Source organism: Halobacteriovorax sp. GB3 (genome assembly GCF_028649655.1).
GTDB lineage: Bacteria > Bdellovibrionota > Bacteriovoracia > Bacteriovoracales > Bacteriovoracaceae > BSW11-IV.
On sequence record NZ_JAQSLN010000005.1, the window covers coordinates 178,847 to 196,775 of the forward strand.

A 17,929-nucleotide genomic window follows, 5' to 3' on the forward strand; every position below is an offset into this window, starting at 1 on the left:
CTATCCCTTAACAAAAAAATTTTAACTTGGAACAACGTTTTAAAATCTTAATTTTTACTCAATTAAAACAACAAATATTTATAATTATTCTTAATCTCTTAATGTCAGTAGCTTAGCTTTGCCTTTAACTATTTCAATTTCCCCAAGATCTCGAAATCTCTTAATTTCTCCTTGAGTAATTTCTAATTTTGCCTTGTATTTGCCTGGTTTTAATTTCAAAGAAGTCATCTGTACAGAGTTTGGCAGAGTAACCCAACTTCTAAGATCAGCCTTCTCTGACATTTCAATACCTTTATTAGCAGCGGCGTAAGTTGCTGATGCCGTTAGGAGAGCAAATGCATCACCCATACCTTTTTGGGCAGTTTTATAAGTACCATAAGAAGTTAGAAGAGCTGCTAAGTGCTTACCGGCCACTCTTGTACCTGTCTTTACTCGTGTACTTACAATATCGTTTTCTAGTGCAAGCTCAGCGATCTCACTGAGAGGATCAAGTAGGACAAGATCAACTTCTTCTTTCTTTTTTCCTTCAAGCAAAAGCTTCATAGTCGTTTTTACTTGTTTCTTTTTGATTGCTGGCAACTCAAAACTAATTTTTGGTTGGCTAGCGGCTCCGAGTTGTAGCACTTTAAGTGAGAATGATAGAAAATCATTCTTATTACTAACACCAGCAGGTAAGGTTACTAGGTTAATTGGAAATTCAAATTTCTTTGCAAACTTTTCAGCGATGAAGTTAGATTGCACAATGAGAACTAAGTTATCCTTGTGTCCCTTTTTAAGGTGCTTTTCTCTTTTGTTAATATAGTTCAATAACTCTTTACTGTATTCAGTCTCTTTTACATATTTGGATTTAACACTGTTTAAATTCATTTGTGGGAGCTTACTGAAATCTTTTTTGAATTTTTTGTTCAATTTATTAAAAGAGGGATAGATATTGTAATTTCTAAAGAGAATTTTCTTTGCTTCACGATATAGACCTAAAGCAATTTGTCTATCTTCACCTGTTCCAAGTTGCTCATGAATAAACGCTCCAAAAAGCTTTGCAATAAGATCGTCTTTATAAACTACTTCACCGCCACTCGTTCCTTTATATTCATCGAGAAGAGAATCCCATTCAATTAGAATAGATCGTGCAGAGATTAGATGGTTTCTCTTTTCTTTCTCTGTAAGAACTTTTTCTGGAATTAACTTTTCCTTTAATTTTTTCTGATCATCACCAACAGGCTTTACTTTATGGGCCTCGTATTTACCTACCTGATAAAGCATATAATGATTAAGAGCTTGATAAAAACGAATCAAAGATCTTTCATGAAGATCACCATAGTAATTATCAGCGCTATCATTTCCAACACCACTTAGAATTTTTTTACTTATAGACTTTGTGAAAAGTTGTCTTGAAAGTTCTTTTGCTTCATCAAATGACTGGAGTGACTGAAAGTATTGTCCATTAAGGTTTTGCAGAGTTCCAACTTCCACCAACTTTAGTAGTTTAGAGTTATCTTCTTTGTAAAACTTATCACTTTTTGTAAGTTCGAGGGCCTTTTTGTAATCACCTACTGAGACAAGTTTCTTTAACTTCGCGACACTCTTTCTATTTTGAGCAGTACCACAGCTGGCCAAAAAAATGGCCAGCATGATGATTGAAAATATTTTTTGCATATATTACCAACCAGAAGAACTTTGGTCAGAGAACTTATTAACCTTTACTCTTGTTCTTAGAACTTCAACACCTCTTTCGATATCAGTCATTCTAATGTTTACAGAGTATTCTTTGATTGTTTTTCCACCTCTTTGCTTCGGTGACATACGAACAGCTCCAAAGATTAGCAGATCAGCACCTGCCTGTTTTCCAATTGACTTGATTTGTGATGGATCTACCATACCGTCATTTTGGTATTGAATCTCTTTTAGAAGTCTATCTCTAGCAGCGGCATCGATAAGAACGTAATCACCAGACATAGAGAATTCAGTTAACAGTTCATCGTTAAAGTCACCAATTGGAAAATATGGATTTGATGTAATGTTTTGAACTTCAGAAATAAAAACTTTTGGTTGTTTCCCAAGCTTTGCTAAGTAACGCTGAAAACCTTTATGCTTTTCAATTTGCTTTAAAATTTTACTAACAGAAATTTCAGTATCTCGGGCAACCCACTTATCTGTAATTTCCATTGCTAATTCATCAGACTCATCACTTGTTACACGCTTAGCTTTGAATCCACCACAAGAGGCAAGAGTTAGTGCCATAAGTAGGCTAATTACGATTGAAATTTTTTTCATTTTAAATCTCCTTATTTAAACGATAGTTTTTTCATATTTTGTTTTAAGTAATTAATAACTTCTATTTTTGCTTTTTCGTAGGCCTGGCCATAATCACGGCCGACGGCAACAAACTCCTGTGACAAACTTCCCTTAGAAACTTTATTTTTATCCATCGCATTCATTTTCAAGATGAATCCATATTTTTCAAAACCATCAACATTTAGAAATTTTTTCTCCGGATAGAATTGTCCTGAAAGAATATGTGTCGCTTGATTTGAGTTTGTAACTGTTTCATAACCTAGACTGCTAACTTCTTGTCTAATAATTGAGCCTACATCGGAAGATCCTTCCTCTTTCAGCTGAATAAGAACACGAACTCCTGAGACAAGCTTCTTTTTTCTTTTCAAAATGTCTTCAAACGAAATAGGTGATGGTTTTTCAATTCCAGACAACAAGACAATCCGACTTGTAAGTAAACCACGTTCTACATAAAGGCTCTCCAATTCAAAGATACTTTTCTGGTCTTTCTCATCTTTAAGTGCCTTCATTTTTTCATCGATCTCTGAAACTTTTTTTCTAATTACTTTTCTTGCCTTAGATTTATTCAAAACAGCTAGTGCATAATAATTAACTTTATCTTCATCTGTTTTTCGAATTTCGATTCCATCAACAACTTCTTCTGTACTTTCTTTAACTCGCTCATTTGCACTCTCTCTGATGTCATTCCCAACAACTTGAAGAGATGTCTCAAACTCTGATTCAATTTTAGTAGAAAAGAACTTTGCAATTTCAGCTCTGGCATTAATCTTTGCAAAACTAATACTTTCACCTTCGCCGACAGCGCATATTTCTTTTTTAGCATTACATAGTTTTGTATTCTTATCGAGAGATGTCGTCCATTCAGGTGCAGCAAAAGCATTTGCTATAACCAAGAACGCACTTAAAGTAAGGTATTTCATAATGGTCCTAAAAAAGGGAGTCTATGACTCCCTTTGTTTTATTCTTCAGATTGTACTTCTACTTTTTTATCTAACTTAACGAATGCATCCTCTGCACCTTTAAGCGCTTTCTTTGCTTTCTTCTTTACTTCTGGATCATCAATATCTCCATAAAGTTTTTGCATCGACTTCTTAAGAGCTTTTTCAAGATTTTTCTTGCTCATTTTAACGAGTGCAAAACAGTTATACTTTGTCTCATCTTCTTTAGCTCCTAAAGTCTTCTGGTATCTTCTTTTTTCCCAGTACGTCTTATGTACTCTTGCACCAACAAGAAAAGTCTGCGCTTCTTGTCCAAGACTTTCTTCCATGTATTCTGAAACCTCATCTCCCTCATCTACTTGAGTAGATTCAGCATATGAGTTCTTCATAAACTGAGCTACTTCTTGAGCAATTCTTGCTGTAGCTCTTGCAGAAGCTGAACGTACACAGGATCTTTTAGATACACTTGCAGATTCTGAAACAAAATATCTATTTAACTTTGACTCTTTTTTCTTATCGCCAGATGTTGGCTCTTCGATCCAAGTTGGTTCTGTCTTTGATGAAGCATCAACAAGGACATAGTCTTTTTGAAATTTAGGCTCTTCTTTAACTACTTCTTTTTTCTCTTTTGATGCACATGAAACAAGGGCCAATGAGCTCATGAGCAATATCGCTTTAAACAATTTCATTCTTCCTCCAAAACAAAGAATTACACTTTTAAAAAATATATCTATTAAGTGTAAGTACACCTGCTTTAGGTTTCAATAAAATTATCATTAATATTTTTTAATTCTGAAGATTGATTTTTTTAGTCAACTTAGAGGTCATTTATAATCGATTCCAAGACAACTTTACTCGAGTTTCTTTTCTGATTTTCAATAACATGAATGGGCTTTGCGGCCCTTGATTCACAGTCCATAATAGTACATCGCTCACATGTTTGACTGACAACTTTTGAAGGTACCTTCTCATCTTTCCAAAACTTTACCTGATCCTTGAAATACTCATCGATTAAAATACCTATTGTAATACAAGAACTTGAGCCAGGCTTAAGCTTAGACGGTCTAGCAATTGATACGCAGAAATAATCTGCATCATGACCATTCATAGTAGAACGTTGCGTTCCTAGTAGAGGTTGGTCATCATTAGAGTTTTTGATTTTATCACCAAGACCTTTCAACAAGTCTACTGTTACCCATCTTCTACAATAATGCTCTTTCAATCTTTGTCCATGAGGAGCATGCATTTGCGAGAGATGAAGTTCTGATGTGATTTTATAATCTTCAGGAGTTTCAACGAAGTTATTTGTAAACTTTAAAAAGAAGAGCTGATTAAGACCAAAGTACTCTGGGAGAATTTGCGTTAATCTATGCATAAGAACTTCAGAACTTAATCCATATTTTTGCAAGATTCCCAAAAAGAGTTCACCCTTAAATTCTTTATTCTGAAAAACGTCTTTTAAATCCCTTACGAGTAAATGTGATGGCATAAGTAAGGCGCCTGAAAAATAAGAGGCCCTAAAATGTCCGAGCTTACTTGTGAAATCTCTTTCATCCGTTCTCTTAATACCAAGATAGCAGTATCCAAGTTCACGAGCTAAAACAAAGCGCTTTTGTGCTGTCGTTAGATTTTGATTTAATAAGAAGTAATTTTTATTCTTTTTTATTTTAAAATACGATCGTACTGACTGAGTCTCTTCATTTTCAGAAAGTTTAGTCTCGTCAATTATGTAATCATATGAATCGATAAGAGTTTTCTTTAGGGCCTCAATAGAGAGAGTCATTTCATTAAGAGAATACTCTTCTCTAGCTCTTAAAGAGAGGTTTTCAAGATCAACGAAATAATTATTGTAGCTTTCCTGATAGCTTCTTAATGCCGAATTAAAGACATCTTCAGGAGAGATATCATAGCTTCTAGCAAGCTCTAAAACAGCTACTAGAAACGATGCGAATTTTTCAGGGGAGTGAGACATGAGATCATATATATCTTGATCATTAATCCCAAATAATTCAGCTGGAAACTTATTGAACAGATCACTTTCTACAAAGTGAGTAAGTGGGTGAAGAGACTTTCCTAGTTTAGTCGAAGCAAGATGATCTGAACTTACATTTAGAACATCTGCGATTGCTTGAATTTTTTCAAGTTTTGGGTACTTCTTACCTTTTTCAATTTCATTTAAATAAGAGGCAGATAATCCCGACTTCTCAGCAAGTTCTTTCAAGGAAAGAGAAGCTTTCTTACGAAGCTGTTTTAACTTAATTCCTAGAACAAACTTAATGACATGTTTTTTTGTTACTTTCAAAAATTCCCACCCAAGTTATGAGGGACTTTTGTAACCTTTTTTTCGTGATTTGGAAACTTATCGGAGGTAATTAGATGGCGCACCCTGAGAGATTCGAACTCCCGACCTTCTGATCCGTAGTCAGACGCTCTATCCAGCTGAGCCAAGGGTGCGCATTTAGATATACATTTTTAATGAATCTAACGCGAAAAATCAAGGGGATAAATTAATCGATGTATTTTATATCGCTTATCCCCTCAATTTCCGGTTTATTCTAACTAAATTTTATTAAATCGACTGTCTTTCTTCATTAATTCTTCCAGGTAACAGAGTGTAAATACAAGGAACAATATAGAGAGTTAGAACCGTCGAAAAGACGAGTCCTCCAATGACGGCTAGTGCCATAGGAATACGCGTCTCAGCACCTGGCCCAAGAGAGAGTGCAGCAGGAACTGTACCAGCAACAGTTGAAACTGATGTCATAATAATAGGTCTCAATCTTACCGGACAAGCTTCCATAAGTGCTTCTCTTATTCCTAAGCCTTTAGCTCTCATCTGATTTGTTAAATCAACCAAGATAATCGAGTTCTTCTTAACGATACCCATTAGAAGAATAAGACCAATCATACTGTACATGTTTAAAGTCTGACCCCCTAGCTTTAAAGCAATGAAGGCACCTGTAAAACTAAATGGTAGGGCCGATAAAATTGTAATAGGACTTACAAAACTATTAAACTGTGACGCCAAGATCATATAGGCAATAACAAGGCCTAAAACGATTACATAAATCAAGCTGTAAAAAGACTCATTATATGTTCGAGTAGATCCACTCTCAATCAATGTGTATTCCTCAGGAAGATTATTTGCAAAGTTCTCTCTTACATATTCAAGAGCATCACTTTGAGCAACCTTTGGAGCCAAGTTAGCCGTCAATGTTATCGAGCGCGTTCTATCTTCACGAATGATTGAAAGAAGACCAGTTGTTTCTTCAACTTTTGTTACCTCACTTAATGGGATCAGCTGACCTCTGTTATTTCTAACAGTAATTTTTGTAATATCTGCCATTTCATTAAGCTCATTCTCTTTGATCTTAACTTTCACATCATAACGTCTGCCACCTTTGGCAAATTTACCGGCGACGACACCACTAACCATTGATTGAATCGTTTTACCAATAGCATCAACAGAAACACCACGAGCAAGAGCTTTTTCTCGATCTGGTACGATATGCAACTCAGGAATCTTTCCTTTGTAATTTGAATCAATTCCAACCATCAACTTAGATTCTTCCATCTTTTTCTTAAGATCTTCAGAAGTCTCAATAAGAACATCCCAATCAGGTCCTGTAATACTGAATTCAATTGGGTAACCTTCACCTTGACCAAAACCGCCAAGAGAAGGGTCGCGAACGAAAGCAAAAATGCCCTTAACGTTTTTTCTTATGTCGGCTTTTAAAAAATCGGAAAATTCCTGTTGAGTAAGGACTCTATTTGCTTCTTTGTTCTTAGGTCGCTCTCTTTTATCTTTCAGTGTCACATATCCAAAAGCTGTGTTTGACTCAGTTCCTGTAAACCCACCAATGGCAACGAAGTATCTTCTAAGTTCATCATAAGACATTAAGATTTTTTCAATCTCAGCAACTTTTTTTTGCGTGTATTCTAATGACGAACCAGGTTTTGTCTTCATAAAAAGAATGAGTCTTGATTGATCTTGAGGTGGTACAAATTCTCTTTTAAGAGATTTGAAGATAAAGAATGTTGAAGCAAAAAGAACAACTGCTCCACCTAGAACAAAGAATCTAAATTTCAATGCAGCATCAAGTGTTCTACTATAAAAACCTTCTAATTTTTCCATGACCCTATCAATAAAACGGTGACCTTCTTTTTTATCTTCACCAAGCATTATCGATGTTCTCATTGGCGTTAGTGTAATCGCATCAATATATGAAAAGAAAATTGCAATACAAATGGTTACAGCAAATTGATAGAAGTACTTCCCAACAATTCCCGACATAAACCCAAGAGGAAGAAATATTGCGATAATGGCCGTAGACGATGCAAGGGCCGCAAAACTAATTTCTTGAGTCCCTAAGAGTGAAGCCTTGATCTTAGAATGACCTTCTTTAAATTTCCTCGTAATATTTTCAAGAATCATGATGTTATCATCAACGACGAGACCTACTGCGAGGGTTAGACCAAGCATCGTAAAAGTGTTTAACGTAAAGCCAAAAACTTTCACTCCAATAAACGTCGCAATAATAGCTGTTGGTATAGATAAAACAATATTAAATGCAGCACCGAGTGATCCTAAGAAGAATAGAACAACTGCTGAAGTCATAACTCCAGCAAGAACAAGAGTAAATTTTAATTCTTCAATTGAATCTTCAATAAAGACTGTTCCATCATAGTTAACACCAATGGACGTCCCCTTTGGCAATGCATTAGCGATAATCACCATCTTATCTTTTACATTATGGGCTACATCTACTGAATTCGAGCCTCTCTTTTTTCGGAAACCTAGACCAATAGATTGCTCTCCCATAACACGCGAGATTCTTCTTACATCATCAAGGCCATCTTCAATCTCTGCGACCTTCTTAAGTGGAATAGGCGAATAGTTTGGCGCTCCACCCCTTTGATTAATTGAAATATTCTCGAAATCATTTACTGATTTAGCTTCACCAAGAACTCGAACATTGTATTCTGTCGAAGGGTTTTCATAGATACCTGCGGGATATTCATTATGTTCATTAGAAATAGCGTTATACACATCAAGAACGGAAAGATCATATTGCTTGAGCTTTTTATCACTAACCCAAACTCTTAAGCTTGGATCAACATATCCACCTAGAATAACCTCTGACACTCCATCAATCGTTTGAAATCTATCTTTGATTTGATCTCTTACAAATGTCATTAATTCTTTCTTACTCATCTCTGAAGAAGTAATACTTAACCACATAATTGGTCTATCTTCTGGATTCGACTTTCTTACAACCGGAGCATCGATATCATCCGGCAAACGCCTTTGAGCTGAACTTAGAATCGATTGAACTTCTTGAACAGCTACGTCAATATCTGTATCAATCTCAAATTCTAACGTAACATCTGCACGTCCACGTCTAGCCTGAGAAGTAATTTGCTTTATCCCCTCCACTGAGAGAAGTGAACTTTCTAAGATATCGATAATATCTAATTCAACAACTTCAGGTGCGGCACCTTCCCATCCGACAGATACACTTACCACTGGAAAATCGACATCTGGTTTTTCACTGACACCTAATTCCCTAAAACATAGGTAACCAAATATAATAAATGAAGCCATTACCATCCATGCAAAGACTGGCTTCTTGATTGAGATTTCTGTTAAATTCACAAATTTTTCCCTGCTAATGACTTAATTTGAAAACCAGCACTTTGTACTGATAACTTTGTTGTATAGAAATTTTTCTTGGCCTCAATATATTGTGTAAGAGCTGAAAGTACTTCTAAAGAAGTAACGAGACCTAGTTTGAATTCCTTTCTATATTCTTCGTAATTCACCTTATTTGCTTTATTTGCCTTATCGAGGAGATCAATTCTTCTTTCACCTGTTTCAAACTCGTTATATAGAGTCGATAGTGTTTCACTAATAACTTTCTTACCTCTATCAATTTCATAAATCGTTCTTCTATAGCGAAGTTCATCTGCACTCACTTGTGCTGATGTCTTCCCGCCAGAATAGAGAGGAAAACTCATAACAACTGCAGCATCCCAATCTCTTTGAGTAGAATCATTTGAGTTATGTAAATAATAATTAGACTTTAAATCAACGCTTGGTTGATGATCGGCCTTTGAGATTTCAATTTTCTTTTTTGCGATATCACGTAAAAGCTCTAAGGCCCTTACTGTAGGATAATTTTCAATATCGCTTTCATTAAAGGAAATATTATTTTTAAACTCTGGTGCTGTTAAAACCTCTTCTTTTTCAAGAGGAATTAGAGTTGTTATCAAAATACGAGCATCATCAACTTCTTTTTGTAATCTCTCTACATTAGCTTTTGTATTAAAGAGTAGCGACTCAGCTGATAAATAATCACTTCTCTTAGATTTACCAATTTTCACTCTATACGAAATATCTTTCAATCTCTCATCAGAGAGTCGAACAAGTTCTCTATTAAGTTCAAGTTCCTTTGATTTAATCAAAAAATTAAAAAATTTGATGATTAGTTCTTGCTGTAACTCACGAATTTTTGCGTTTTCTAGATACTTTTGTGACTTAGAATAAATTTTTGCTGACTCAAAGGCCTTCCATTCTTTCAAGCCTCTATAGAGTGGTTGAACGAGTCCCACCGACATTGATGTTTGATCTGATTCATTCAGAGTCTTTCCAGGTCCATACTTATTATATGATCCATTTAGCGATACATCTGGTAAGACCGCTGATTTCAAAACATCAACTTCAATGTTTGATATCTCTGTTTCTTTCTTTGCTATTTTCACCTGTTCATTTTCATGAAGACGCTTAAGAGCATCTTCCAACGTCAGGGCGTAACAATTGTAACTAAATAAACAAATTATTAATGTAAGTAATTTCATCTCTGACCTTTTTTAAGAATACCGAGTAAATCTTAACTTTTATTCCTAGAAGAATCGAATAAAAATATTAGAATTAACACTTATTTGACATAAGTGTTACAAATTGAAACAAATTTAGATCAATGACACTTTCTTGATGTAACCTAGAAGATTTAAACTCGACAATGATAGAGAATAGATACTTTGACCTGGAATTGTCGTATCACTTAAACAGTAGAAATTAGATACGGACGTTTTAGTTCTTTGATGCAGGAAAAGCGGGTCACTCAAAGAATAGGGTATCCCCCCTAGAAAACCTTTTTCTCTATTTGTATATCTTTGAAAGGTTAATGGTGTACCAACCGCTGTATTTCTAATTTGTGTGATCTTATATTTTTCAAATACATTTCGAAGAGATCTTTCACAAAATAATTTAATACATTCCTTTGCCTTTTTATAATCTTCATCTCTTTCATTCAATTTCCACTCGGTTGCATCAGTATGATAAGAAATCGTGACAAGCCTTCGATTTCCCTTTGTTCGAACTTCATCATCAATATGGGATAGAGAGACAAAAATGGAGCGGCTCTTACCAAACGGCGCATCAGAAATTAGAAATTGATAATAAGTGCCAGGAATTTCTTCTTCTGTATCCATTACAAAATAGCTTGTAATTGCAGACCACTTCTTCAAAGTCTTTTTAACATTTAAATTTAATTGGCGTTTTAAGCCACCATCTACGATATTTTCTAGACTAAAATTTGGTACACAGGATATGACATAATCAAAACTCATCTTCCTTTTGGCCGTTTCTATATGAAAAATATCTTTTTCTAAATTTATTTTTTCTACTTTTTCACTTAAATAAATTGTACCATCATATCTTTTAATTAGATTTTTTAGCTCGTACATTAATGATTTCATTCCCCCTGTAGCGCACCAAAGATCAAAAGGGTACATAACACCTAGAATTCCAAAAAGAGCAGGCACATCTTTTGAAGTCGATTGTGTCGAGATCATCAATATTTCATCGATAACTTTTTCTACTTCTTTAGAAGCATTAAGAGGTTTTAAATAAACGTCATAAAAACTCTTTGTAATAAGCGGTAAGGCCCTTAGCTTTGAAAAAAGCTCAGTTGTTAATAACTTTGAAATATTTTCGACAGAAGGGAATTGAATATAGCTTAAATTTGATACGAGATTTAATGCCCTATCCTGGTCTTCTTTCATTTGTTTCCAAAATGATTCAGAATTAAAATGCGGGAAGACCTTATTGAACTGTTCAATAGTAGAATCAATTGAATTTCCAATAATTAATTCATGTTCATCAGATATAATTCTTATTCCATCTTCAACTTCTAGAACATCTACATCAAGATCGAGAACATCTAAGATCTTTCGAAATGGTCCACCATCTCTTAGTCCTGACAATGTCGTTGCGCCTGCATCAAATGTATCTTTTCCACGCGAAAAATAACCTGCACAACCGCCAAGCTCACCATGCTTTTCAAAAACCGTAACATAGTACCCATACTTTGCTAGAAGTGCAGCGATTGAAAGGCCTGAATATCCTGCTCCAATAATAGCTATCTTCTTCATAATTACATTATATACAAGTCGTTGCGCTCCTTCATTCTTGTCAAAGTTTTGTATAACGCAAAATAGAAGAATTTATTCTAATATTCTTTTAAGAGGTGAGTTAATGAAGACATATAGACTTTCAGATTTAGAAAATTTTGATCAAAGATATAGGGCCAACTTTGTTAACTCCCTCTCTGGATTTAAAAGCGTGGCCCTTGTAGGAACATATGATGAAAATAAAAATAGTAACTTAGCTATTATTAGTTCCTTATTTCACCTAGGTGCTCATCCACCTCTTATAGGAATGATTATCAGACCTCACAGTGTTCCAAGGCATACTCTTGAAAATATCCTTTCTACTAAGTTCTATACAATCAATCACATTAGGGAAGAATTTTATAAGCAGGCACACCAAACTTCTGCACGCTATGATCGCGATGTCTCTGAATTCGAGGCAACAAATTTACAAATTTCAGATATAAGCAATAAAGCCCCGTATGTGAATGAGTCCCAAATAAAGTTTCTTGTAGAGTATGTCGAACATCAAACTTTAAAAGTGAATGACACTGTTCTAGTTATTGGTAAAATTGTTGAAGTTCATTTACCAGAAGAGATTATAGAATCAGATGGTGCTCTTAATATTGAAATGGCGGGAACAATTACATGCTCAGGGCTTGATCGATATCATAAAACAGAAGAACTTAGTCGTCTGCCTTATGCTAAACCTAATATCAAGATCGAATAAAATGACAAGTATATCCGTTAGGATTCTTTTCTAGATAGTCTTGATGAAAGTCTTCGGCTTCAGTGAATTTCTTAAGTGGCTCTAATTTAGTGACAATTGGCTTTTCCCAAAATCCACTTTCATCAACTTCTTTAATCACTTTCTTTGCCTCAACGAGTTCTTCTTCACATGAATAAAAAATCGCAGAACGATACTGAGAACCAATATCATTCCCCTGTTGATTTATAGTCGTAGGATTATGCATTTTAAAGAAGAAATGAAATAAATCATTTAAAGATGTTTCATTCTCTTCATAAGTAATCTCTATCGCTTCAGCGTGATTAGTAGTACCAGTTTTTACTTCTTTATATGTAGGATCAGGAAGTGCTCCTCCCGTATATCCAACTCGAGTTTTTATAACACCTTTTTGCTTTCTAAAAAGATCCTGCATTCCCCAAAAACATCCACCAGCTAAAACAATCGTTCTCATAAAAGTCCTATAGATAAGGTTTTAAAATTTGATAACTAGAGTAATGCTGCTTGTAAACACCGTTTAGTCTGATTTTCTCTTCATCTGTAGTCTCAAAGATCGATAAACGTGACAACATACTCTGTGCTTCAACAAACATAGCCTCTTTAATATATTCTAAAAACACATCTATATACAATTTCTTATTTTTTGTACGAATAGCTTCTTCTGTTTTGCTATTTAAGTACTCGAGATTTCTATCTATAAACTTATTTTTTCGAAGAACTGAGTAAGCAAAAACATCATTTGGACCTAAGTATCCATCCAGAAGGACAGCATAGTTTTTGTAGCCGACCTTACAATAAGCATTCTCTGATGCTTCAATATCTGTGTATTTTGAACAATCAACATTTTTCAAAATATCGAGGAATCTATTTTTAAAGGAATCATGATTTAAGCTTCTCGCAATATATGGAGAGAGAAATTCCTTCACTTTATAATCTTCCCCTGACCAAAATGAGTAATGGTTTTGAAATGAAATCTTTGGTGTTGTAATTTCATGGCCAATATCAGGCTTTATCTTTGCTAAAAACGCTGTCTCTTTTGCCGTCAAAGCTTGTAATAACTCTAAGTTCTCAGGATTTTTAAGGGCCATTCTATCCAACAGTGTTTGTTCGTAACTATTGGCAACTGGAGCGTATCCATCATGTTTATAATCAGATGAAAGAAAACAAATATCTCCATCAGCTGTTTCATAAATCTCTACATAATTAAAATTGTTCTGTAGATTAATAATGATAGAGTTAATTATCTTCTCATTCATACTATAAGTATGGGCCCATTGAACGAGAATACCTTCTTTCGTCATTGACTTCTTAATCAGTTTATAAAAATAACCCGTATATAAATTCTCAACACCTAGTACCCATGGGTTCGATGGTTCTGAAACAATATAATCATATTTATGGGGAGCATTCTTAAAAAATTGAAAGGCATCAAGTTTACTGAGATTAACCTTTGGTGAATTGAGAAAGTCATTATTCTCTTCTTTTAGAAATTTTTGGGCCTCAATGATTGCATCAGAAATCTCAACAACATCGATTGTCTTCACTCTCTCAAGCTGAGAAGTGATTCCTGCAGTCATTCCTGTTCCAATACCGATAATTGCACTTTTTAAATTTTCAGATTTAAGTTTAAAGTAGGGAAGTATTGTTAAGAGACTTACCGTCGTAAAATCAAATTGAGTATGCCCATCAGACTTACCGTTGACTACAATAGATTTACCAAAACTGTTTTTCATGACCGACACTGTTGTATTTGGCCCATCATTTAAATAGAGAGTCTCTCTTCCCTCTCTTTTGCTCATCGTCTCTGAGAAGATATTTTTATAGTGCTTTGTATCTGGCGACTTAACTCTAAAAAGTCCCAGCTCATGATGCTTTCTAGAAAAGGGCGTAAATGGTGTAATCAAGGCCATTAAGAGCACTAAAACGACTAGTTTATTTCTATCACCTTGCTTCAATACCCAAATAGAAACTAGAAAAAGAAAAGTTAGAAGTATTTTAAAAATTGTATCGATGTTGAAAAGATAGAAAAATAAATATCCAAAAAGAATAGATCCAACAAAACATCCAAGAGTATTAAATAAATAAAGCAGTCCTACATCATATCCAAACGAGTCTTTGTCTTTTGGTAGAAAACTATAGGCATACGGAAGGATTCTCCCCATGAAAAAGACAGCGGGGAAAAGCACGACTAAGAAAACACTATAAGCAAAAATATGAAAGCTGATATAAGTGAATGAATTGCTAATTAAGCTGACTCTAACATTTGATAAAATAAGTGGAAGAAATGGAGCTGCTACAAATGAGAAATAACTCAGTATCCCCGCAAGAGTAATATCTCTCCAAAAATGTTTTTCATTTTGCTCTTTTAGTGACAGTGAACCAAGACCGATTCCTAAAACAAAGATAGAAACAATGATAGGGAAGACCAAAAATGATGATCCCATCGTTAAAGAAAAAATTCTAAAATAGAGTGTCTCTATTGATAGTGTAACAAGACCAGCAACAGCACCTAAAACATAGAGGGACTTTTTCGAGTATCGTGACTCATGAATCATTCTCTCTCTTTGAACATTAGTAACTCCGTCTAGTTGATTGAAGATATAAAAAATAGAAACAAGAATATTGATTCCACCAAAGATGGTTAAACTTAGATCGTAGCCAAACTCAGGAATAAAATAAAAACTACAAATAAGCGTTCCAATAAATGCACCCAAAGTATTTACACCGTAAATCAATGCGTGATCTTCTCCGACATCATTTTTTGATCCAGGGATAATACTAGTCATACATGGAATCGTTGCTCCCATCAAAATCGTAGGGACGATCAGGAAAACCGAAGAAATTAACAAATGAACGAAGAAATTATTTGTACTCGTTATCGATGATTCAAATACGGCCATAAAGGCCTTCGGAAAAAGAACTGCGTATAGACCAGTAAACAATTCAACAAATCCATACATCTTCAAAAGCTCATGTCTTTCTTTATACTTCTTTGCAACTTTTCCAAAAAGATAATAACCCAAGGCTAGCCCAAGTAGAAAAACACCAACGATGATAGTTGAAGAGCGAGCTTCACTACCAAGCATTAAGTTTAAATATCGCTGCCAGATCATTTGGTAAGAAAGAGAACAAGCGCCGGTAATAAAAATTACCGCATAACAAAGACGAAGATACATTAGACATCCATTTCCAAAGATAACGTTATAGTTATTTTAGTTAGTATCTAATTATATTCAAGAAATTTTTGTTAAGGGTATAGTTCATTTGAAGAGACACGAAGGGTGTGTCAACGATGCCACCCAGTTTGACACAGTTCGTGTCAAAACTTCTTGTATATGCTCAACTCTCTAGATATAAATTTATCCATGGAAACCAATAGTTTTAAAACATATCTACAAAATGAATTAATTAGTCGTTGTGATAAAAACCCTAGCTATTCTTTGAGAGCATTTGCCAAGTCTCTAAAGATTGAACCTTCTGCATTATCTCAAATAATTCGAGGAAAAAGAAAGTTAACTAAGAAAATGACTTTGAGATTAGCAAATGAGCTAGATATCGCTCCTTATAAGACTTCTCTCTATTATGAAGTTTCTTCGAAGCCCGAGGCACCCTTTAAAGAACTTACTCTTGATTTATTTGAAGTGCTAAGTGACTGGTATCATTTTGCGATTTTAGAACTGATGAATGTTAGTTCTTTCTCTACTGACCCTGCTTGGATTGCCAGAACACTTGGACTTACAGTTTCAGAAGTAAATATATCAATATCTAGATTGCAAAAGCTAGAAATGCTCAAAATCGATGAAGATGGTAAATGGCATGACCTCACTGGAGGAAAAACGAATTTAGGTGATCCTTCACTAACAAATCAAGCCTTCAAAAGATATCAAAGAAAGATTCTAAAACTATCTGAAAAGTCTTTAGAGGATACACCTATACAATATAGAGATCACTCTGGAACGACAATGGCCATAGACTCTTCGAAAATCCCAGAAGCAAAGGAGCTCATCAAGGAATTTAGAAGAAAAATGGGAAAGCTACTCACAGGAAAAAACGAAGACCAAGTTTATCAATTACAAATTTCACTTTACCCGTTATCGGATATCAAGAAAGGAGAATAGTATGAAGAAATGGATTTTACTAACTTTAACTCTGTTTAGCACCGTAGTAATAAGTGGAGAAAGGGATACTCACGGTGGAGGATACTTTTTTTGCCCCAATGTTCCTGATGATGGAACTTACAATTTACTAGATCTTTGGGAGGGACAAAAATTAGAAAACTTAACTTATCCCCATATAAACGGAGATATTGAAGCTCAATTTAATTTTATCTTCAATAAATTTTCAAAGGAACTTGATTCAAGCTTTAGTAATAAATTAAAGGCTGAAATCATTGCGATTAGAAACAATTTTAAATTTATCTCGTATACAGATGGAATCGTAATACCAGCCCCCTCTGATGCTAGGCAAAACCTATCTAAGAGAGGTTGCGAGCTAAAAGGTCTTGCCAGTTTTCAATCTATTCCTTGGGAGTTTGGCTTATTATATATCGACAAGGTTGCCTATGATCAAATAAGTGAATTTGAGAAAGCTGCACTTTTTGTACACGAAGCTGTCTATAAAATTCTAAGGGATGAAGTTGGTGCCGCTGACTCTGTTTTAGCACGAACAATTACGGCAAATATCCTCGCTGAAAATATTGACCAAAAGTTATTTTCTGGCAGAACCTTAGCATGTACTGATAAGTTTGGAGAGAATTCATTTTATGTAACGGAGAAGAATAACGATTGGTCATTCGTCCAGCTTGTTAATGGTTACTCACAATCGGTTCATCCAGATACTAAATATATGATTCCAATGAGCGTGGAAGAGTTTCTGAAGAAAAGGCCAAATCTAGAGTTTCCTCTAACTGGTAGACCTAAAGAAAATAATATCAAGTTCAAATATAGAGACGATGAAGATCCAAGGAGAACTGGTTACTTCCTAGAAACTGCCAGAAGATTCGAACCAATAAAATGTAATCTACAATAAATAATACTCCCTCTCTCTAGAGAGGGAGTATATCTATAAAATAGTCACTAGAAAAAACTTACATTAGTAGAGTTTGGGAAAAAGTTCTTTGACTTGTCTTTCCATCCCAGTTCTCAGGAATAGTTTGAATCCCATAAGACATCTTTGGAGCTTCGTTTATCTTCTCTTCAAACAGATCAACGTTTTGAGTTTTTTTGTCGCTAAAAACTAAAAAGAGCGACCGTTAAGTCGCTCTTTAATAAATAAAAATAAAAATGGCGGAGACGGAGAGATTCGAACTCTCGGAACCGTCAAACGGTTCGACACCTTAGCAAGGTGCTCCCTTCGGCCACTCGGGCACGTCTCCTAAAAAATGGCGGAGGACACAGGATTCGAACCTGCGGAACCTTTCGGCTCAACGGTTTTCAAAACCGCCGCTTTCGACCACTCAGCCAATCCTCCGCTTAAGAGACCTAGATGTTAAGCTTTTTCATTTGAAATTGCAACGTCC

13 protein-coding genes and 3 tRNA genes are annotated in these 17,929 nt (G+C 34.9%); 3 read left to right on the forward strand and 13 right to left on the reverse strand.

Features of this window, described 5'->3' with window-relative positions:
• Positions 1 to 90: 90 nt before the first annotated feature.
• From HBN50_RS16325 to HBN50_RS16365, 9 genes are all read right to left on the reverse strand, one after another.
• Positions 91 to 1,656: a hypothetical protein gene (locus HBN50_RS16325; RefSeq protein WP_273871813.1), complete on the reverse strand. Its 1,566-nt coding sequence runs from the start codon at positions 1,654 to 1,656 to the stop codon at positions 91 to 93.
• 3 nt (positions 1,657 to 1,659) lie between these two features.
• Positions 1,660 to 2,274 (reverse strand): hypothetical protein, encoded by a 615-nt coding sequence (locus HBN50_RS16330; protein WP_273871816.1) that lies wholly within the window; start codon positions 2,272 to 2,274, stop codon positions 1,660 to 1,662.
• An 11-nt stretch (positions 2,275 to 2,285) separates the two neighbouring features.
• The gene (locus HBN50_RS16335; RefSeq protein WP_273871819.1) at positions 2,286 to 3,215 is read right to left on the reverse strand and encodes an LPP20 family lipoprotein; all 930 of its coding nucleotides are present in this window, start codon (positions 3,213 to 3,215) and stop codon (positions 2,286 to 2,288) included.
• A gap of 38 nt (positions 3,216 to 3,253) precedes the next feature.
• Complete coding sequence (locus HBN50_RS16340) at positions 3,254 to 3,922, reverse strand: hypothetical protein (RefSeq protein WP_273871823.1); 669 nt, start codon at positions 3,920 to 3,922, stop codon at positions 3,254 to 3,256.
• Between the two features lie 128 nt (positions 3,923 to 4,050).
• Positions 4,051 to 5,535: an XRE family transcriptional regulator gene (locus tag HBN50_RS16345; protein ID WP_273871826.1), complete on the reverse strand. Its 1,485-nt coding sequence runs from the start codon at positions 5,533 to 5,535 to the stop codon at positions 4,051 to 4,053.
• Between the two features lie 75 nt (positions 5,536 to 5,610).
• Positions 5,611 to 5,687: transfer RNA gene (locus tag HBN50_RS16350), tRNA-Arg, on the reverse strand.
• A 115-nt stretch (positions 5,688 to 5,802) separates the two neighbouring features.
• Positions 5,803 to 8,889, reverse strand: a complete 3,087-nt coding sequence (locus tag HBN50_RS16355) for an efflux RND transporter permease subunit (protein WP_273871828.1) — start codon at positions 8,887 to 8,889, stop codon at positions 5,803 to 5,805.
• Positions 8,886 to 10,091: a TolC family protein gene (locus tag HBN50_RS16360; RefSeq protein WP_273871830.1), complete on the reverse strand. Its 1,206-nt coding sequence runs from the start codon at positions 10,089 to 10,091 to the stop codon at positions 8,886 to 8,888. The genes HBN50_RS16355 and HBN50_RS16360 overlap by 4 nt, the downstream gene beginning before the upstream one ends.
• A 114-nt stretch (positions 10,092 to 10,205) precedes the next feature.
• Positions 10,206 to 11,669 carry a phytoene desaturase family protein gene (locus HBN50_RS16365; RefSeq protein ID WP_273871832.1) on the reverse strand — a complete coding sequence of 488 codons (1,464 nt, stop codon included), beginning with the start codon at positions 11,667 to 11,669 and terminating at the stop codon, positions 10,206 to 10,208.
• 103 nt (positions 11,670 to 11,772) lie between these two features.
• On the opposite strand from HBN50_RS16365, the gene HBN50_RS16370 reads away from it, so the two are divergent.
• On the forward strand, positions 11,773 to 12,396 hold the full coding sequence (locus HBN50_RS16370) for a flavin reductase family protein (protein WP_273871835.1): 624 nt from the start codon (positions 11,773 to 11,775) through the stop codon (positions 12,394 to 12,396).
• Here the strand turns inward: HBN50_RS16370 and msrA are convergent.
• The gene (gene msrA / locus HBN50_RS16375) at positions 12,383 to 12,865 is read right to left on the reverse strand and encodes a peptide-methionine (S)-S-oxide reductase MsrA (protein ID WP_273871837.1); all 483 of its coding nucleotides are present in this window, start codon (positions 12,863 to 12,865) and stop codon (positions 12,383 to 12,385) included. The genes HBN50_RS16370 and msrA overlap by 14 nt on opposite strands.
• A 7-nt stretch (positions 12,866 to 12,872) precedes the next feature.
• Positions 12,873 to 15,587, reverse strand: a complete 2,715-nt coding sequence (locus tag HBN50_RS16380) for a fused MFS/spermidine synthase (protein WP_273871838.1) — start codon at positions 15,585 to 15,587, stop codon at positions 12,873 to 12,875.
• A gap of 189 nt (positions 15,588 to 15,776) precedes the next feature.
• Here HBN50_RS16380 and HBN50_RS16385 point away from each other — a divergent pair, with 189 nt between their 5' ends.
• Both HBN50_RS16385 and HBN50_RS16390 read left to right on the forward strand, forming a co-directional pair.
• Entirely contained in the window at positions 15,777 to 16,529 is a 753-nt protein-coding gene (locus HBN50_RS16385) for a TIGR02147 family protein (RefSeq protein WP_273871840.1), read from the forward strand.
• A 1-nt stretch (position 16,530) separates the two neighbouring features.
• Positions 16,531 to 17,439, forward strand: a complete 909-nt coding sequence (locus tag HBN50_RS16390) for a hypothetical protein (RefSeq protein WP_273871841.1) — start codon at positions 16,531 to 16,533, stop codon at positions 17,437 to 17,439.
• 255 nt (positions 17,440 to 17,694) lie between these two features.
• Here HBN50_RS16390 and HBN50_RS16395 read toward each other — a convergent pair.
• Positions 17,695 to 17,785, reverse strand: a tRNA-Ser gene (locus tag HBN50_RS16395).
• A 7-nt stretch (positions 17,786 to 17,792) separates the two neighbouring features.
• Positions 17,793 to 17,880, reverse strand: a tRNA-Ser gene (locus HBN50_RS16400).
• Between the last annotated feature and the right edge of the window lie 49 nt (positions 17,881 to 17,929).

What these genes read in the sequence shown, in the direction of transcription:
- HBN50_RS16380 (WP_273871838.1), bottom strand. Translation starts at nt 15,587, where the DNA reads ATGTATCTTCGTCTTTGTTATGCGGTAATTTTTATTACCGGCGCTTGT.
- msrA (WP_273871837.1), bottom strand. Translation starts at nt 12,865, where the DNA reads ATGAGAACGATTGTTTTAGCTGGTGGATGTTTTTGGGGAATGCAGGAT.
- HBN50_RS16365 (WP_273871832.1), bottom strand. Translation starts at nt 11,669, where the DNA reads ATGAAGAAGATAGCTATTATTGGAGCAGGATATTCAGGCCTTTCAATC.
- HBN50_RS16330 (WP_273871816.1), bottom strand. Translation starts at nt 2,274, where the DNA reads ATGAAAAAAATTTCAATCGTAATTAGCCTACTTATGGCACTAACTCTT.
- HBN50_RS16385 (WP_273871840.1), top strand. Translation starts at nt 15,777, where the DNA reads ATGGAAACCAATAGTTTTAAAACATATCTACAAAATGAATTAATTAGT.
- HBN50_RS16390 (WP_273871841.1), top strand. Translation starts at nt 16,531, where the DNA reads ATGAAGAAATGGATTTTACTAACTTTAACTCTGTTTAGCACCGTAGTA.
- HBN50_RS16335 (WP_273871819.1), bottom strand. Translation starts at nt 3,215, where the DNA reads ATGAAATACCTTACTTTAAGTGCGTTCTTGGTTATAGCAAATGCTTTT.
- HBN50_RS16370 (WP_273871835.1), top strand. Translation starts at nt 11,773, where the DNA reads ATGAAGACATATAGACTTTCAGATTTAGAAAATTTTGATCAAAGATAT.
- HBN50_RS16325 (WP_273871813.1), bottom strand. Translation starts at nt 1,656, where the DNA reads ATGCAAAAAATATTTTCAATCATCATGCTGGCCATTTTTTTGGCCAGC.
- HBN50_RS16340 (WP_273871823.1), bottom strand. Translation starts at nt 3,922, where the DNA reads ATGAAATTGTTTAAAGCGATATTGCTCATGAGCTCATTGGCCCTTGTT.
- HBN50_RS16360 (WP_273871830.1), bottom strand. Translation starts at nt 10,091, where the DNA reads ATGAAATTACTTACATTAATAATTTGTTTATTTAGTTACAATTGTTAC.